18 protein-coding genes are annotated in these 17,355 nt (G+C 38.3%); 3 read left to right on the top strand and 15 right to left on the bottom strand.

Features of this window, described 5'->3' with window-relative positions; translation table 11 throughout:
• From J7K93_03055 to folK, 7 genes are all read right to left on the bottom strand, one after another.
• On the bottom strand, nucleotides 1-468 hold a 468-nt coding region (locus J7K93_03055), incomplete at its 3' end, for an HDIG domain-containing protein (GenBank protein MCD6115970.1).
• Nucleotides 469-484: 16 nt separating this feature from the next.
• Nucleotides 485-940 carry a hypothetical protein gene (locus J7K93_03050; protein MCD6115969.1) on the bottom strand — a complete coding sequence of 152 codons (456 nt, stop codon included), beginning with the start codon at nucleotides 938-940 and terminating at the stop codon, nucleotides 485-487.
• 3 nt (nucleotides 941-943) lie between these two features.
• Nucleotides 944-1,336 (bottom strand): RidA family protein, encoded by a 393-nt coding sequence (locus J7K93_03045; protein MCD6115968.1) that lies wholly within the window; start codon nucleotides 1,334-1,336, stop codon nucleotides 944-946.
• An 11-nt stretch (nucleotides 1,337-1,347) separates the two neighbouring features.
• Nucleotides 1,348-3,249: an ABC transporter ATP-binding protein gene (locus J7K93_03040; protein MCD6115967.1), complete on the bottom strand. Its 1,902-nt coding sequence runs from the start codon at nucleotides 3,247-3,249 to the stop codon at nucleotides 1,348-1,350.
• Nucleotides 3,249-3,437, bottom strand: a complete 189-nt coding sequence (locus tag J7K93_03035) for a hypothetical protein (protein MCD6115966.1) — start codon at nucleotides 3,435-3,437, stop codon at nucleotides 3,249-3,251. The genes J7K93_03040 and J7K93_03035 overlap by 1 nt, the downstream gene beginning before the upstream one ends.
• A gap of 6 nt (nucleotides 3,438-3,443) precedes the next feature.
• Entirely contained in the window at nucleotides 3,444-4,082 is a 639-nt protein-coding gene (locus J7K93_03030) for a deoxynucleoside kinase (protein MCD6115965.1), read from the bottom strand.
• Nucleotides 4,083-4,098: 16 nt separating this feature from the next.
• A complete protein-coding gene (gene folK / locus J7K93_03025; GenBank protein MCD6115964.1) occupies nucleotides 4,099-4,593 on the bottom strand; it encodes a 2-amino-4-hydroxy-6-hydroxymethyldihydropteridine diphosphokinase in 495 nt (164 codons plus the stop codon).
• Nucleotides 4,594-5,853: 1,260 nt separating this feature from the next.
• On the opposite strand from folK, the gene J7K93_03020 reads away from it, so the two are divergent.
• Nucleotides 5,854-8,160: a TonB-dependent receptor gene (locus J7K93_03020; protein MCD6115963.1), complete on the top strand. Its 2,307-nt coding sequence runs from the start codon at nucleotides 5,854-5,856 to the stop codon at nucleotides 8,158-8,160.
• A gap of 94 nt (nucleotides 8,161-8,254) precedes the next feature.
• Here J7K93_03020 and J7K93_03015 read toward each other — a convergent pair whose 3' ends face one another.
• The 5 genes from J7K93_03015 to J7K93_02995 all read right to left on the bottom strand — a co-directional run bounded on the left by J7K93_03015 (nucleotide 8,255) and on the right by J7K93_02995 (nucleotide 12,300).
• On the bottom strand, nucleotides 8,255-8,452 hold the full coding sequence (locus J7K93_03015) for a hypothetical protein (protein MCD6115962.1): 198 nt from the start codon (nucleotides 8,450-8,452) through the stop codon (nucleotides 8,255-8,257).
• 84 nt (nucleotides 8,453-8,536) lie between these two features.
• The gene (locus J7K93_03010; GenBank protein MCD6115961.1) at nucleotides 8,537-9,679 is read right to left on the bottom strand and encodes a PatB family C-S lyase; all 1,143 of its coding nucleotides are present in this window, start codon (nucleotides 9,677-9,679) and stop codon (nucleotides 8,537-8,539) included.
• A 51-nt stretch (nucleotides 9,680-9,730) separates the two neighbouring features.
• Nucleotides 9,731-11,161: an aldehyde dehydrogenase family protein gene (locus J7K93_03005; protein ID MCD6115960.1), complete on the bottom strand. Its 1,431-nt coding sequence runs from the start codon at nucleotides 11,159-11,161 to the stop codon at nucleotides 9,731-9,733.
• Between the two features lie 179 nt (nucleotides 11,162-11,340).
• Nucleotides 11,341-11,937, bottom strand: coding sequence for a hypothetical protein (locus tag J7K93_03000; GenBank protein MCD6115959.1), 597 nt, complete (start codon nucleotides 11,935-11,937; stop codon nucleotides 11,341-11,343).
• 45 nt (nucleotides 11,938-11,982) lie between these two features.
• Complete coding sequence (locus tag J7K93_02995) at nucleotides 11,983-12,300, bottom strand: DUF3467 domain-containing protein (GenBank protein MCD6115958.1); 318 nt, start codon at nucleotides 12,298-12,300, stop codon at nucleotides 11,983-11,985.
• Nucleotides 12,301-12,491: 191 nt separating this feature from the next.
• On the opposite strand from J7K93_02995, the gene rlmD reads away from it, so the two are divergent.
• Together rlmD and J7K93_02985 are read left to right on the top strand one after the other, a co-directional pair.
• Nucleotides 12,492-13,919 (top strand): 23S rRNA (uracil(1939)-C(5))-methyltransferase RlmD, encoded by a 1,428-nt coding sequence (gene rlmD / locus J7K93_02990; protein ID MCD6115957.1) that lies wholly within the window; start codon nucleotides 12,492-12,494, stop codon nucleotides 13,917-13,919.
• A complete protein-coding gene (locus J7K93_02985) occupies nucleotides 13,919-14,428 on the top strand; it encodes a methylated-DNA--[protein]-cysteine S-methyltransferase (protein ID MCD6115956.1) in 510 nt (169 codons plus the stop codon). The genes rlmD and J7K93_02985 overlap by 1 nt, the downstream gene beginning before the upstream one ends.
• A 229-nt stretch (nucleotides 14,429-14,657) precedes the next feature.
• On the opposite strand, the gene J7K93_02980 is transcribed toward J7K93_02985, so the two are convergent.
• From J7K93_02980 to J7K93_02970, 3 genes are all read right to left on the bottom strand, one after another.
• Nucleotides 14,658-15,437, bottom strand: coding sequence for a nucleotidyl transferase AbiEii/AbiGii toxin family protein (locus tag J7K93_02980; GenBank protein ID MCD6115955.1), 780 nt, complete (start codon nucleotides 15,435-15,437; stop codon nucleotides 14,658-14,660).
• Nucleotides 15,424-16,044, bottom strand: coding sequence for a hypothetical protein (locus J7K93_02975; protein MCD6115954.1), 621 nt, complete (start codon nucleotides 16,042-16,044; stop codon nucleotides 15,424-15,426). The genes J7K93_02980 and J7K93_02975 overlap by 14 nt, the downstream gene beginning before the upstream one ends.
• Nucleotides 16,045-16,791: 747 nt before the next feature.
• Nucleotides 16,792-17,355 (bottom strand): hypothetical protein (locus J7K93_02970; GenBank protein MCD6115953.1); only part of this gene is annotated, 564 nt, incomplete at its 5' end.

Below are 17,355 nucleotides of genomic sequence, written 5' to 3'. Positions count from 1 at the left end.
CTCTTCACAGCTTCTGATCTGATCTCTGTCCGCTCCGGCAGCGAACCTCTTCTCTTTAAACCGCCTTTTAATAAAGTCCGCATCTACATTCTCTATTTTTTTTGTCGGATGCATAAGTGTAGCTGCAACAATAAGGCCTGTAATCGGATCAGCTGCGTACAGAGCCTTATCCATCAAGCTCTTTCTAGGGAAATGCCCGGGATGGCTTTTTATTGCATAAATTACCTCCTCGGGAACATCAGTATCCTTAAGTATCTCTGCTGTAATTTTCCCGTGATTTTTAAAATCATTAGCAGTTTGATCATAATCCAAATCGTGCAGAAGGCCTGCCAATGCCCACATGTCTTCGTCCTCTTTAAATTTCTGTGCAAGAAATTTCATAACTGCTTCAACTGCAAGCATGTGTTTGATAAGGTTTTTATTTGAAACATATTTTTTGACAAGCTCCAATGCCTCTTTTCTATCCATCGCCAACCTCATAAGCTTAAAATGACCAGTTAAATTGCACTCCTACAAATTGATTTCTTCCGGAGATCATAGATAAATCAGGGCCTGTATCAAAATCTCTCAGCTCTGCGTCAACATAGGCATCTATGATATTCAGAAAATAGAACAGTACAGCATAAATAATAAATCTGTCTCTGTCACCTTTATAATATTCTCTCTCAATATCTGATTCCGAATCAAGGGCTCTTTTGTTCTGAATATTTGCAGCATAACTCAATGCTGCAATTCCTCCTACAGCAATAATACTTTTTATTTTCTGCCCGTTATAAATCTGCCCTGCTCCCGGTATAACAGCGGAAAGCAAAACCGATTTTACCGTACTGTGCGGTTTAACATACAGATTTACAGACCTGCTTGTATCAGCCTTTTGAGAAAATGCATATGTACTGAAAAATAATGAAACTAAAAAAACAATTACAATTCTTCTTATCATGATTTACTCATTTACAGCAGCCACACATTCAACTTCAACAAGAACATCTTTCGGCAGTCTTGAAGCCTCAATTGCAGAACGTGCAGGGGGATACTCTTTAAAATATTCCCGGTAAACCTCGTTCATCTCAGAAAAATCCTTCATGTCTTTTAAAAAGACTGTGGTTTTTATAACATTCTCAAGGCACGAGCCTCCGGCTTCAACCACATTCTTAAGATTCAGAAGAGCCTGACGAGTCTGTTCTTTGATTGTATAGCCTGAAATTTTGCCTGTTTCAGGGTCAATCGGTATTTGGCCTGCAGTAAAAAGAAAGCCTGAGGATTTTATCTTAACTGCCTGGCTGTAAGGCCCGATTGCAGCAGGTGCTTTATCTGTCTGAATTACTATTTTTGACATTAGCAATCCCTCTAAACTTTATTCACTTTGGCATTGTCTCTGAACTGCATATTGTACAGACGTTTGTACAGCCCCTCTTTATGCAGAAGTGTTTTATGGCTTCCCTTTTCCACTATCTTCCCCTTGTCCAGAACGATTATTGTATCTGCATGCTGCACTGTTGACAGCCTGTGCGCAATAACAAGGGATGTCCTGTTCTTCATAAGCCTGTCAAGAGCTTCCTGAACAAGTAGTTCGGATTCAGTATCAAGAGAAGATGTAGCTTCGTCAAGTATCAGTATCGGCGGATTTTTCAGAACCGCCCTTGCTATTGCAAGCCTCTGCTTCTCCCCTCCGGAAAGCTTGACTCCCCTTTCACCGATTACAGTATCATAGCCGTTTTCCATCTTCTCTATGAATCTGTGGGCATTTGCAATTTTTGCAGCTTCGACAACTTTGGACATGTCCGTATCTTCCATTCCATAAGCAATATTGTTCCGGACAGTATCATTAAACAAAATCGTTTCCTGTGTGACAATTCCCATAAGCTGTCTTAAATCTCTCACTTTCATATAGGAGATATCAGTACCATCAATCAGGATTCTCCCTTTTTGCGGGTCATAAAATCTCGGCAGCAGATCAACAAGAGTGGATTTTCCTGCTCCGCTCGGCCCCACAATGGCAAAAATTTCTCCCTTCTTCACAGTTAAAGACACAGAGTCAAGTATTAGATCCCTCTTCCTGTTATATGCAAATCTCACATTGTCATATATAATAGAATCTTTGAAATCCGGACATGAAACAGGATTATCAACTTCTTTTATATCCGGCTCAGTATCCAAAAGGGAAAAAATCCTCTCTCCTGCTGCAAGCGCCTCCTGGATTCTGTTATTTACGCTTGACATCTCTTTTACAGGCTGCATTATGGAAAAAATTACCATGAGAAAAGTTATAAACTCAGCAGGGCTGAGGCCGGAACTTCCATGAACACCTCCAAGTACCTGCTGGCCGCCGTACCAGAGAATTCCTACTCCTACCATAGTGCCGAGAAATTCAGTGATGGGAGAAGCCAGATTCCTTATTCGTGTAAGGCGCAGAAGCGTTCTGAAATACCGGTTTGTCTCTTTTGCAAATTTCTTTATCTCAAAATCCTCCATACCAAAAGCCTTAACAATTCTTGCTCCTGCTATTGTCTCCTGAAGAACTGATGTAACATCAGCCATTTTCTGCTGTGAAATACGGCTGTCTTTTCTCAATTTTAGTCCGAGCCAGCCTATAATAATCAGGCTCACAGGCAGAACAACAAAAGACGCAATTGTCAATTTCCATGAGATGATAAATGCTATTGATAGGGAAGTAATTATTAAAAGGGGATTTTTAATTAATGTGAAAAAACTTGCAGAAAGCCCTCCGTTTACAAGATTAACATCATTTGTTATACGGGAAATCATCTGGCCTGTACGTGTTCTGTCAAAATAGCTCAATGATAATCTGTGGATATGGCGATAAATATCATTACGTATGTCTCTTATTACACCCTGCTCAACATACGCCATCAGATAAGCCTGAAGATAACCGAAAAGGCTTTTCAGCAAAATAACAAAAACCAGCAGAACACAAATTCTGTGAAGCGCATTTAATCTGTTTTGTTTCCAGTCTTTGCCGAGAAAAAAGGTATATAACTTCTTTTTTATGGCTTCTTTTTTTATCCCTGCATTCGGAACAACTGACTCCGGTACTGAGCTTATATTGGCAACTGGCGATTGTACAGATGCCTGTTCCGCCCCATTTGTAAATATAGTTGATAAAAACGGCATAACTGAAATAAGTGAGCCGCTTGAAAACATTACAAAGAAAAGAACACAAATAATTGAACCGGCAAGCCTGGACCAGTAGGGTTTTAAATATTTCAGGATGCGGATATAAGTATTCATCAGGAATCTTTCTCTTCTTCGTCAATATCCTCAAACTTGGCATCAACAATCTTCTGATCGTCAAAATCCATAGGCCTGCTTTTTTTCTTTCCCCGTACATTGGCAGGCTGAGATGTTCTTTTCCACACATTTTTTAAATAACGGTATCCGAAATATACAATTAATGCTGTAAAAATAAAACGAAACATAATTTTTTAACCTTTTTTTGGTATATAATATTTCATCCCTGCCGGCGGATTTAATATCTGAGTAATAAGATCTTCAAGGTCATCTTCATTTTCTACAAAATCAATTTCCGATGAATTAATAACAAGAAGTGAAGTATCAGTATATCTGAAAAAGAATTCATTGTACGCATCATTCAGCTTTTTAATGTAGTCTTTTGATATTGTTTTTTCGTAACGGTTGCCTCTTTTCTTTATATTTGCTATCAGTCTTTCCGTACTACTCTGAAGATATATAACAAGATCCGGTTTCGGCAGTTCCTGTTCAAGCATAAGGGCAATCTTCTTATATAATTGATAATCTCTGTCTTCGAGATTTACGTATGCAAATATTTTATCTTTCTGGAAAATGTAATCAGCCACAATGCACGAACGGAAAAGGTCCTGCTGCTGGAATTCTACAAGCTGGCGGTAGCGGCTTAAAAGAAAAAACAGCTGAACCTGAAAAGCATATCTTTTCCTGTTTTTATAAAAATCCTCAAGATATGGATTGGTTTCAGGATTTTCCAGTATCAGATCACCTTCAAGCCTCTCTGACAACAGCTCTGCAAGGCATGTTTTCCCTGCGCCTATAACACCCTCAATGGCAAAATAATTTGCCTCTTTCAATTAAATCCTCCGGGGTTTACAGTTGAGTACTGTGTAATTTCACACTACTTTTATCCATGCACGATAAAAGAGCATCTTTAACAGTTACATTTTTGCCCGGAATAACGCAGTTCGGGCAGATCTCTGCAAGCGGCACCAACTCAAAACGCCGCTCTGTCAGGAACGCATGGGGCAGGATTAAATCCTGCTCTGAAATAATCTCATCCCCGTACATTAAAATATCAATATCTATTATTCGCGGGCCCCACTTATACGTTTTTTCTCTTCCAACCGATTTTTCGATATTCATGCACCCTTTTAAAAGCTCTTTTGCAGATAATTTCGTACTTATCTGTAGTACAAGATTCAAAAAATCCGGCTGATCTTTCACTCCCCAGGGTTCCGTTATGTAGACAGAAGAAATATTTAGAACCTCAATACCTTCCATTTCCCGCAAAAAATCTATCGATTTAACGAGGTTTAATTCTCTGTTTCCCTGATTTGACCCAAGCCCTAAAAAAACTTTTACCAAAAATTGTACCCTGTTAAAAATAATTCATCTAATTTAGTCAATATATCAAAAATACCATAGATAGTCAATTAAAAACCTTCATTTGTTTGCCTGACAGTTTTTCTGAAAATAAATTGACGGAACATTATAAATTAATACAAAAATTTTTTGTACAAGCGAAACTTGAAAATATATTCCGTCCCTACGGGACTATATTAATTTTAATATCCACGTTCTACAAATATCACGCCCCTACGGGGCTTGGGCTTCTTCTAACCGCTTTGTCCATTCTTTAAAATTTCCTTTGTCCCGTAGGGACAACATATTTATAGCAAAATGATAAAAAAAACCACAGTCCCGTTAGGGACGAAATATTTTTTCCCCTTTTAGAAAGGTACGGTTTTTTAAAATATTATATTGGGCTGAAGCCCCATTTGTTCAGAAATACAACTATCCACGAGCTGAAGCACGTGGCAATTAAATTGGAAACGATCTTTTTTATACAAATTTTTCCGGCAGAATCTAAATGGAGAGGCTGCCGGCGTTTAATCAAGACCTCAGAGGCCTCTGAGGTCTGCAACATAGCTTCAGCCGGAATGACAAAAGAAAATGACAAAAGAAAATGGAAAACTTATTATCAATTAATAATTATTATTTATTCGTGTAATTAGTGGATTGGTTCGGAAGCAAAAAAACACTTGCATATATAAAAAATATTTTTAAATTTAGTCATGCCTAACTTTGTTATATATGGCTAACTATATTTGGATATTTGGAAAGATGGATGAAAAACAAACTTGCAATATTTAAAATACTTGCCATAATAATTGTAGTTTCGCTCCTATGGAGCAATTATAATTATTACTTTAATACACATTTTCACATAGATAACAACGGCCGCATAGTTTTACATTCGCATCCCTATTCAAAAAACAGCTCTTCCAGAGATCTGCCGAATCATCATCACAATAAAAACGAATTCTTTGTACTGCATTTTCTGCACAGGACACTTGCAAGCCTGCTTATTCTATTTTTAATAATATTTTTATTTTTCCGGCAAAATAAAATAATTCACATTTTTCTACAAACATATCCGAACAAACTGCTTTTTAAGCACAATATCACCCAACGCGGGCCGCCTCACTTTTTTTACTGTTCATAATTTTTAAAATTATCCGTAATTATTTATGCATGTACTACTTGTTATAATTTGCATTTCAGTTGAATTTAATAAGTTGTACTGAATATGCACGATTTCTAACTGATAATAGAGGTTTTATTATGAAATTGAAAAATCTTTATATTTTTACTATTCTTTTGTCAATTAATTTGTCTGGAGTATACGGAAACACAAACATTCTAAAATCTTCTGTAACCGGCCAGGTAATAGACTCAAAGACAAAACAGCCCCTGCCGTTTGCCAATATCATTATTAAAAATACAACTATGGGTGCTGCTGCTGATGAAAACGGCTATTTTAAAATACGCGGAATTATGCCTGGAAAAGTCAGGTTAGTTGCTACCATGATGGGATATAAAAGGGCAAAAAAAATGCTGTCTTTAAAGCCTGGACAAAGAACTGTGATTAATTTTATGCTGGATCCGGCTGTTCTTGAAATGGGTGCTATTGTTGTTACAGGCACATCAACTCCCCATATTTTAGAGGATGTGCCAGTGCGCACCGAGGTTATACCGCGCAGGGTAATTGAGCGTAAACAGGCGAACAACCTTGCGGAAGCTCTAAGTTTTCAAACAGGGGTGCGTGTTGAAAATAATTGTACAAATTGCAATTTTACCCAGGTACGAATACTAGGAATGCCGGGTAAATATTCTCAGATTCTAATTGATGGCGATCCTGTTATAAGCAGTCTTGCAGGTGTGTACGGGCTGGAGCACTTTCCCGAAGAGATGGTGGACCAAATTGAGATTGTCAAAGGCGGAGGTTCCGCTTTGTACGGAGGAGGTGCAATTGCGGGCGTTATCAATATGATAACACGCAGGCCTATGACCAATCAAATCAGAATTAAATATCTTCAGCATAATACAGGCGGCAAACCTGACACACACATCGGAGTAATAGCAGAAAAAGCTTGCAGATCAGGGAAATCAGGAGTGTACATATTCGGTTCTTTCAGACAACGTACGCCTTATGATTTTAATGGAGACGGATTCAGTGAGTTAGGTGAATTAACAAATGAATCCATTGGTTTTAAATGGTTCTACAAGCCTCTTAACAATTCTGAACTTATTACATCTTTTCACCACATACACGAAGAAAGAAGAGGCGGCAATAAATTCGATCTTCCTGTTCACGAAGCCGACATTGCAGAATGGATTGAACACTGGCGTTCAGGAGGCACAATAAGATGGGCACATAGAATAGGCCCTCTATTTGATTACAGGGCATACTATTCATTCTCTCTTGAAAACAGAAAATCTTACTACGGCGGCCTTGACGGAGATGCTCCTGAAGAACGCCTTGCAGCGCTTGCTTTTTACGGTAAAGCCGATAATCCGTTGCACATTACAGGATTTCAGGCAAACTACCACATAAGCAATCACCTCATTACCTTTGGCAGCCAGTACTTTCATAACAAACTTACTGACAAAACATCAGCACAGACAGCATATCATGTAAATGCAATCTATACGAACACAGGAATATTTTTGCAGGATGATATGAATTTTGGAAAGCATGATGAATTTGAGATAGTTTACGGTGTTAGATTCGATAAACATTCACAATTGACTAAATATGTAACAAGCCCTCGCGTAAACGGCAGAATCAAGGTAACAAAAGATCTGAAATTCCGTGCTGCTTACACAACTGGTTTTAAACCCCCGCAAATATTCGATGAAGATCTGCATTTATGCGGCATTGAGGGAGACCAGCGCATAATTAGAAATTCTCCTCAATTAAAAGCTGAAAACAGCTATTCAATAATTTCCGGATTCGACTTCTCCAGACGTTTTACAAACTGTTCTGTAATGCTTTCCTTTTCCGGCTTTTTTACACGTCTTGACAATTCATTTTCACAAAAATTTGTGAAAAAACAGGGTAATACTGAACTGTGGGAAAGAATAAATACGGACGGAGCAAAGGTTAAAGGTGTCGAACTTGATTTTGCAATTAGTCCCATGTCTACAATGGAAATAAGAGGGGGCCTCACATATAAAAAGAGCAGGTACGATTCTGTCAATGAAGATTTTAACACAAAAGATTATATGCGAACTCCTGATTTGTCAGGAAATCTTAAATTCAATTTTTTAATAGGTAAAAATTCAGATATATTTATTGCTGGAAATTACACAGGCAAAGCATACATGCCCCATGAAAAAGCTGTGGACGGCCAGGATGATCCTGAACTTGTTCTGGAAAAAAGTACAGACTTTTTACAAGTCGATATAGGCTGCAGTTTTAATCTGCGATCAAACAGCAGACGCTCAACAAAATTGAATTTTGGTATAAAAAATATGACAAACGCTTATCAGAGAGATCTTGACATGGGTGCAGACAGAGATCCTGCGTACACTTACGGCCCAATTCGTCCCAGGACTTTTTACGCAGGGACAGAAATTATTTTCTAAAATTTTTAAAAGACCTCAGAGGTTTCCAAAACCTCTGAGGTCTTGATAAAAATCAACCCTTCAAAAAATCAATGTGTTAGTCAACAATCCAGGATTATTTCTTCCCCTTTCCAAAAGCCCTGCTCAAAGGTATGACCAGCCCAAGTATTAGGCCCATTCTTGCAGAATAACCAAGAGCAACAACTCCTGCTCCGTGGAATATCAGATTCCACAGGTACATAACCACAAACACCACGATAAACGCAATAATACCCACCACAATCATGTCAAGAATCAAATCTTTGATCTTCATTTTCCCAATCTCCCTGTTAATGAGTTCCCGGGACAATATGGGTGCCCCTTTCCCATTTATACTGACAATCAGTATAAAGTACATTTATGAATTTACTTTTTCAGCAGCCTTCTTAATCCTGGCCAGGCCCTCAAACAGAACAGGCCGTGGGCATCCGAAATTTAATCTTACAAAACCGGGAGCCCCAAACTCTCTGCCGTCAGAAAGCCCCACTCCATTCTCCTCAAAAAATGCCGCATGATCTTTAACAGGAAGGCCTCTCGCATCAATCCATGCAAGATATGTTGCTTCTGAGTGTGAGATTAAAAGGCCTGTAGTGTTTTCAACATACGATTCTACAAGCTCCCTGTTTTTCCGCAGATAACAAAGCAGGTCCGAATGCCATGATGCCCCCTCTTTAAATGCAGCTTCCGCAGCTGCATATCCCATAATATTTACATGAGGGACAATACCCTCCATGGTTTTGACGAATTTTTCTCTGAGGTCAGGATTACTGATTATTGCAAAAGAAATTCCCAGGCCCGGAATATTGTAAGTTTTACTGGGCGCCATTAGTGTTATGGTCCTTGCCGCTGCTTCAGGAGACAGGGATGCAATCGGAATATGGTGTTTATCCTCATCAAGTACAAGCCCGTTGTGAATTTCATCCGAGCATATAATCAAGTCATGTTTTTCGCAGAATGACGCATAATTTAAAAGTTCCTGTTCTGTAAAAACTCTTCCTGTCGGGTTGTGAGGGTTGCATAAAATAAAGAGAGATGTATCTTTACGCACGAAACTCTCAAGCGCTTCAAAATCAATTTCCCATTTCTGCCCTTGAATTAACGGCGCAGTAACAAGCTCTCTGCCTGACAAAGACGGTGCTGAAAGAAAGGGAGGATATGCAGGTGTATTTACTAGTACAGAATCCCCTTTAAGGCCCGTTGCCCTGCACGAAACGTTGATCCCTGTAACAAGGCCGGGCAGCCACACAAGCCACTCAGGTCTGATTTTCCAGGAAAATTCATTCTCTATCATTCCTATTGTTGCTTCTGTAAGACTTTGAGGAGCAAGAGTATATCCGAAAACCCCGTGGTCCGCTCTATCCTTGATTGCTTTAATAATTGCCGGAGGAGAGACAAAATCCATATCTGCCACCCACATGGGTATAACATCTTCTCCCCTGTACTTTTCCCATTTCAGGCTGGAAGAAATTTTTCTTTCAACCGGTGTATCAAAATCAAACATGCTTTTTTCTCTCTCTTCTGGAATATTTACGAAACGAAAACCCTGAACGTTTTATAACCTGCCCTCACGAATAACTAAAAGCCTCATCTCTGTCATCTCTTCAATAGCATATTTAACACCTTCTCTGCTGAATCCCGACTCTTTTACTCCTCCGTAGGGCATACTGTCCACTCTGTAAGTAGGCACATCATTTACAATTATCCCACCTGCTTCAATATTGTTAAATGCATGGAGGATCCTGTTTATGTCCTTTGTAAAAACTCCTGCCTGAAGTCCGTACACAGAATCATCAACCATTTGAACGGCTTGTTTGAAATTCTTGTACGGCTCAACTGCAATAACAGGCCCGAAAATCTCTTTACGCATAACAGGAGAATCCTTTGGAACTCTTGTCAAAATTGTGGGCACATAAATCTTTTTATCTCTTGACCCTCCTGTCAGAATTTTCGCTCCCCGCTTTTCCGCATCATTAACCCAGGTTTCAACACGCTTTGCAGTATCTTCATAGATCATCGGCCCTATATCTGTATTCTCATCCCGCGGGTCGCCTATAACAAGTGCTTCTGCATCTTTGATAAGCCTTTCTGTAACCTGTTCAAAAATCTTTTCATGGATATAAACTCTCTGCACTGCAATGCAGACCTGGCCTGAAAAAGCAAAACCGCCCATTATTATTCGCTTGACTGCATAATCAACATCACAATCGGGCTCCACAATAACTCCGGCATTACCTCCCAGTTCAAGAAGAACTCTTTTTTTATAGGCACGTTTCCTGATCTGCCAGCCGACATCAGGGCTTCCTGTAAAAGTTACAATCTTTGTCCTCGGATCATCAATCATAAACTTTGTGTTATTTGTATCAGTGGGAAGCACATTAACAGATCCGGGTTCTGCTCCTGCTTCATGAAATATCTCTGCTAATTTAATGGCTGTTAAAGGGGTTGAACGTGAAGGCTTTACTGTAATCGTATTACCAGAAGCTATTGCAGGCCCCAATTTGTGGCAAACCAGATTAAGAGGAAAGTTAAAAGGTGTTATTCCCAGGGCGGGCCCTATTGGAAATCTTTTCACAACGCCGAATCTGCCGGCTCCAGGTGGAACAGCGCCCATCTCCAAAGCTTCACCGGAGATTCTACCTGCTTCTTCTGCCGAAAGAGTAATTGTTGTAACAGCTCTGTCAACTTCAGACTTTGCATACTTCATGGGTTTACCTGATTCAAGACAAATTGTTAAAGCAAGGTCTTGCCTGTGCTGTTTGATGCCATTAGCAGCTTTCTCAAGTATTTCACTTCTTCTGTATGCAGGCATAATTTTTGTTTTATCAAATGCTTTGGAGGATTTATCAAGAGCCTCTTCCACATCTCCTTTTAAGGGCATTGATACCTCTGCTACCAGGTTGTCATCAAATGGATTCCTTACTTCAAAAGTTTTATCTGTCTGTTTAAGCCCCTGCCCTACAAAAAAACCTGTTTTGCCTTTCAAGACAACTCTCCTTTTATTATTTCGTCATTTAATAATTTAACAAAATTATTTTCTGAAAAACCTTTCCAAAACAAAAATGATTCTTCCGGGTCCAACTTACAAATCAGAAAACAGTCTTCTAATCAACACAATATATTTATATGAAAGTTTTATATATCTCTAACAAGAAAATAGTATAATTATAAATAGTAATATCCAACAACTCCTATGGCAGGCCCGCTGAAATCATCAACACCGCCTATTGCCTGACTGAATCTGACATACCTGTACCTGAAAACAGCTCCGAGTCCGAATTTTTTTGTTAGTGCAATTTCAAATCCCGCGCCAAGCCCCACACCCACACATGCTCTTGCTTTTTTAAGTTTGTCACCAAAAGGATCTGTCTCATTCTCTATACCCCAGTAAATACCCGCGTTATAAATCACAAATGCAGATATTCTGTTACCCGGTATGAGCCAGTGTTTAAATGAAATAGTAAGAGGATGTATAACAAGTGCAGGTACTGACTCCTTTTTATCAAGGTCTTTCAACGCCCAAAATCCCACATTTAGCCCTATCCCTACTTCATCCGAAATGCGTAAAATAATACATAGTCCCACATAAGGTGTTGCGCCTGAAGCTCCGAAGTCCGTAAATTTAGGCTCGCCGTTAAGGCTGTGGGGCTGCCAGTTTCCCCATTCAAGAGATATTGAGTTGTGCTGGCTGATTACCTGAGCCTGCGATTCGGATTGCAGTGCGAATAAAAACAGCGCAAAAATAATTATATATTTCAACATTACCCTCATTGGTTTTTTCACGGCATTATTATCAGAAATTTGCTGCTACAAGGGCTTGTTGGGTTCCTTGGGCTGAAAACCAAACTGCTTTGATGAAGGCATGCCGGCCTCTTTAATCTCGCCGAATTCATTTTCAAATTTTTCAACTGTATCCTTCAGAGTATTTAAAAGAGCTTTGGCATGCTGCGGAGTCATTATAATTCTTGAATAAACTTTTGCTTTAGGGACACCCGGAACCATACGTGAAAAGTCAAGTATAAATTCAGCAGGAGAGTGAGTAATTAGAACAAAATTTGAATATATCCCCTCAGCTTCCTTTTCTCCCAGCTCAACATTTATCTGCTGCATCTTCTGGTCTGCCATTATATTCCCTCTATAATTGTAATTACGGATTAATTCTATATACCTGCATTAACCGGATTTAAACAGTATAATAATTTACAGCATATTTGTCAAGATACAAACTTATCTTTTCTAAAAATGAATATTAACTTTGTTCTTGATTTTAAACACCCTCCTCGTTAGATTAAAGCTTATAAAAAAGAAAGGCTCAAATGAAACAATCTTACAAAAAGGGTGAAACCTTAAAACTTTTCATAGAAGAACTCGCTTTCGGCGGACAAGGTGTTGCGAGAGATAATGATTTTGTGTGGTTTGTGGAACATGGAATCCCCGGGCAGACAGTTGAAGCAAAAATCAAATCCATCAAAAAAAATTACGGCAAATCTTATGTAGTAAATGTACTCTCGGATTCGCCTTTTCAGGTAGAGCCCGAATGCCCTATGTTCGGTATATGCGGCGGCTGTCAGTTTCAGAACCTTGATTACGATAAACAGATAGAGGAAAAAACACGGCAGATTCAGGAGTTAATCGAACGCATAGGAAAATTCAAGGAAGCTGATGTAAAATCCTGCATCCCTGCAAAAAAAATATACGGATACAGGAATAAAATGGAATTTTCCTTTTCCGCAAGGCCATGGAAACTGCCGGATAAAGAGTACTCCAATCAGGACAGCATTGCTCTCGGGCTGCATGCACCAAGACGGTTTGACAGGGTAATTGACCTGGAAGGCTGCCCTATTATGAGTGAAACGGCAAACAAAGTGTTCATGTCTTTGAAACAGGAGGTTCTCCTGTCAAAATTCCCTGCATACGATGTAATTACCCACGCCGGATTCTGGAGAACTCTTGCTATTCGTCAGGGTATGAACACAGAGCAGCTTATGATCAATCTGATTACAAGCAGCGAGGATATAAAAAACAGGGAGAATGAAGTCAGAAAAACAGCAGAAGCTGTTCTGAAAATGCATCCGGAGATAACAACTTTTATCCACAGCATAAATGATAATGTTGCAGATATTGCTTTGGGAAAAACAAAAACTATTTTTTCCGGAAACGGTAAAATTACTGAAGAAATCAACAGAAAAATATTTGAAATTTCTCCGAATTCTTTTTTCCAGACAAATACATTTCAGGCCGAAATACTTTTTAAGATCATTAAAGAGCTTTCAGGGCTTACAGGCAATGAGATTGTATACGACCTCTACTGCGGTACAGGTGCAATCGGAATCAGCATTGCTGATAATGCAAAATTAGTGCTTGGAATAGAAATTGTAAAAGATGCTGTTGATAACGGCGCAATAAATGTTGAACTTAACAAATTGTCAAATGTGCATTTTGTTCTTGCGGATATGAGAGATGCCATGGGGCAGATCCACAAATTTGTGGATCACTACGGCATGGCTGATGTGGTTATTATGGATCCTCCGAGAGCCGGGACTCACCCTAAAAGCATAAAGGGACTTTTAAATCTTTATCCTGAAAAAATAGTTTATGTTTCATGCAATCCTGCAATTCTTGCGAGAGACATAGAAATCCTCTGTGCCAAACATTACAATCTGACTACTGTTCAGCCTGTTGACATGTTCCCGCATACAAAGCATGTTGAAGTAGTTGCATTATTTGAAAAGAAACAGCTTTAATGACAATTTATTTTGATTTTTTTTATTCTTCAGCAGGCAAAATACTAACTGTCTGTGAAAATGATTATATTACAAGGATAATTCTGCCCCGGAAAAGCCCTGAGAAATCTCTTTTAATTTTAAATGCAGAATTTCCGGAATCAACTTTAAAAAAAGACCCTGTTCCTTTTAAAAATATCTTTTCACAGTTTGAGGAATATTTTTCAGGTACCAGGATAACTTTTAATCTTCCCTTATTTGTTAGAGGAACCATATTCCAAAAAAAAGTATGGGATGCTATAAAAGCCGTTCCTTACGGCAGGACTGCTTCTTACAAAGAACTTGCTGTTAAGATACAAAACAAAAATGCTTCAAGGGCAGTGGGCAATGCATGCAACGCAAATCCTCTGCCCATTGTCGTGCCCTGCCACAGAATTATAACTTCTTCCGGCAAAATTGGAGGATTCGGCGGAGGTACCACAATGAAGCGTCAACTTCTGAAAATAGAAGGCGTTTCTATTCCGCTCTAAGTCAGGAAAGAAATAAGGATAAAGGATAAGGGATAAAGGATAAAATATTTTGTCCCGTCCTGAAAAAGGTTGACATTCCGAATGTCTAAGAAAAAAATGAAAATGTATAGGGTATAAAGGAATACGCCGGAAATATCTTTCCGGCATCTGAAAACTTCCACACTTGACGGTATTCTGGAGGTGTTATTCCCGCCCCTATTCTCTTTAAGAAAAAACTATGAAAGTATTTTTACAATAAACTCTGCTTTAAATAATCTGCAAACATAAGTACTTTACTTCTCTCTGAAGGATCAAATAAAAATGATTCTACATCTGCTGCCATAGCAGACATATCTGTTTTTTTGCAGATACCAATCAATCTTTCTTTTAGTTCCGCAGCGTTTGAGATTCCAGCTTTTTCTTTTAGATATGAAAATTCAGGCAAAACTCCCTTACCCATTAAAAATACAACATCATAAAAATCTCTGCCTTTATTTCTTGAACGATTGATGATTGCATAAAACTTTTGAGCAAGAAGCAGCTGCATAGGTGTAGTTAAAATTGCTGTAAACACTTCAAATCTGTTAAGAATAACCCTGTAGGGTTCGTAAATAAAATTCTGCGGTTCTGTATCGATTTGAATCATAATTTTTTCTTCTTCATACCCTGAAAGCCCTTCTCCAAACAGCAGTTTAGGAAAACGTATATAACAGTGCCATGCTCCGGGCATAGTTGTTTTTATTTCAACTTGATATCCTTCACGCTCAAGATGTTTTAATATGATTCCGGAAATTTCCTTAAATCCTTCTTTATCCAGACTTATATTATCAAAATCCAGATCTTCGGAAAATCTCCTGTTTCCGTGCACTATTCTGAGACACGTACCGCCCATAAAACAGAGAGCGTCTGCATGTTTACTATTAAAAATAATTTCCAGAATTTTATACTGAAGATACTCCCTCAGTATAAACCGGGAATGATGTTTCATTGATTCAGGATAATATGACCTGATTTCCTCAAGACTCAACATTAAGAAACTCCTTAAGCAGAATAATACGTTTTTCAAGGGCCGCAGATGATATCAGGGCACAATATATGTCTAATTTGCTTAATGATATTGTATCATTAATTTTAAAAACATTCCACCTCAATGAATCAATATCAGAAACATTTTTTATCTCCGGATGCAGGTACAAGTAATCAATCAAAGCTTTTTCAGGTTCGGCAATCAGGTAATTAAAATTCTTCCATGGCATAAATTTATAGCCGAAATGAAATTTTGGTTTTAGATGATGATACACAAACCTGCCTCTTTTTGTGTTAAAAATCTGTGTTTTTAATGTAGTACATGAAATTGTCTGAAATACATGTTCAGGGATAAATCCATATACAGACAGAGCAGATTCCAAAGAAACGTATGAAGGTCGATATATTACATTTGCCAAATAAGACAAAAACTGTTCTTCAGTTTCTATATCTTTAAAACAATAAAAACTGTTACGCAGTTTTTCTATATATCCCCTCTCCTGCCATTCCACCAGCCTTCTGGAGTCAAAACCAGGAAAAAGTTTTCTTATTTCCCTTACAGAAAAAACAGGATATAATTTCATTTTTGTACGGAATTCATTGTAATTCATTTTGCACCTGCAGGATAAAACAGACTTTATTTGTAAATATATTTCTTTTTTTTGTTAAAAACAACAATAAATAGAATTATTTTATATGGAATCCATTTTTTCCTGATAGGGACACAGAGGTAAAGAAATAAGGATAAAGGATAAGGGATAAAACAAAAAATCGGTGTAGGGTATAAAGGAATATGACATAGTTCTTTTGCCGGAATCTGAAAATCTCCAATCAATATTCATGTTCAATAATACAGGGAATGCATATATGCATTCCCTGCGGAATTATTCTGTTTTGATGATGTTTGCGTAGTGAACGGCCGCGACCGTTCACTACATACGTTGAATCAAGGCCTTAGGGGCCTCAGAGGCCTGCAAAAAGCCTGATGCTAATTTTTATTTCTTTATCTGTAAAAAAATTTTGAAACTTTAACAAAACTATACCGTAAACATTAAACTAAAATACCGAAAAATTAATCAGGAGGATATATGAGTCTGAACTGCACGGGGAATATGTTCTTCATAGAAGCTAAAGATAGATATTATTAAAATAGAGTGCAGCTTTGTTCTTTCTCATAATCAAAAAAACAAAAAGAAATAACTAATGATATTTCTTGCGCTTACAATACTCTGCTCAACAAGCATTGTTTTACTTTTAAAATTTAACCGGGAACAGCGGGGCAGCACAACCTGTCTCCTTTCGGGCAATTACCTTGCAGCATCATTCTTAAGCCTTTTAATCCTGTTTCACAGCCCGAATCATTCTTTCTCTTTTATATCATTCATCTTCGGTGCCTTTGTTTCGTTTATCTTTGTCTTTTCCTTTTTAATGTTTTCAAAGGCTGTCACCGCAGCTGGATCAGCCCTTGCTGCCCTAAGTTCCCGTGTTTCTCTTGTAATTCCCGTAGGATTGTCAATAATTTTTTTCAACGAATCCCCCGGCCTGCGCCAGACAGCAGGATTTTTATTATCTCTTTTTACAATTCTGCTCTTCTCAATCTCCCTTAAGGCAGAGAAAAAGACTTCCATACCATCTAATTCTATTTTAATAATGCTGCTTCTTTTAATCTCAATCGGCACAGGTGATTTCATGATGAAGGTTTTTTCCGAATTGCGGTTTCCTTCGGAAAAACCGTTTTTTCTTGCCTCGCTTTTTTCATGTTCATTTATAATTACTGCTGGTTTTAGATTCGTATCAGGCAGAGCCGTTGATAAAAAGTCATTTTTGCGGGGCCTTATACTGGGAGTACCAAATTTTTTCAGCTCCTTTTTTCTTTTAAGTGCTCTTAAAAAATTAAACGCATCTTTTGTATATCCCGCTGT

It is taken from the genome of bacterium (assembly GCA_021158245.1).
Taxonomy (GTDB): Bacteria; Zhuqueibacterota; QNDG01; order QNDG01; family QNDG01; genus QNDG01.
This window is presented reverse-complemented; position numbering and strand designations above follow the sequence as displayed.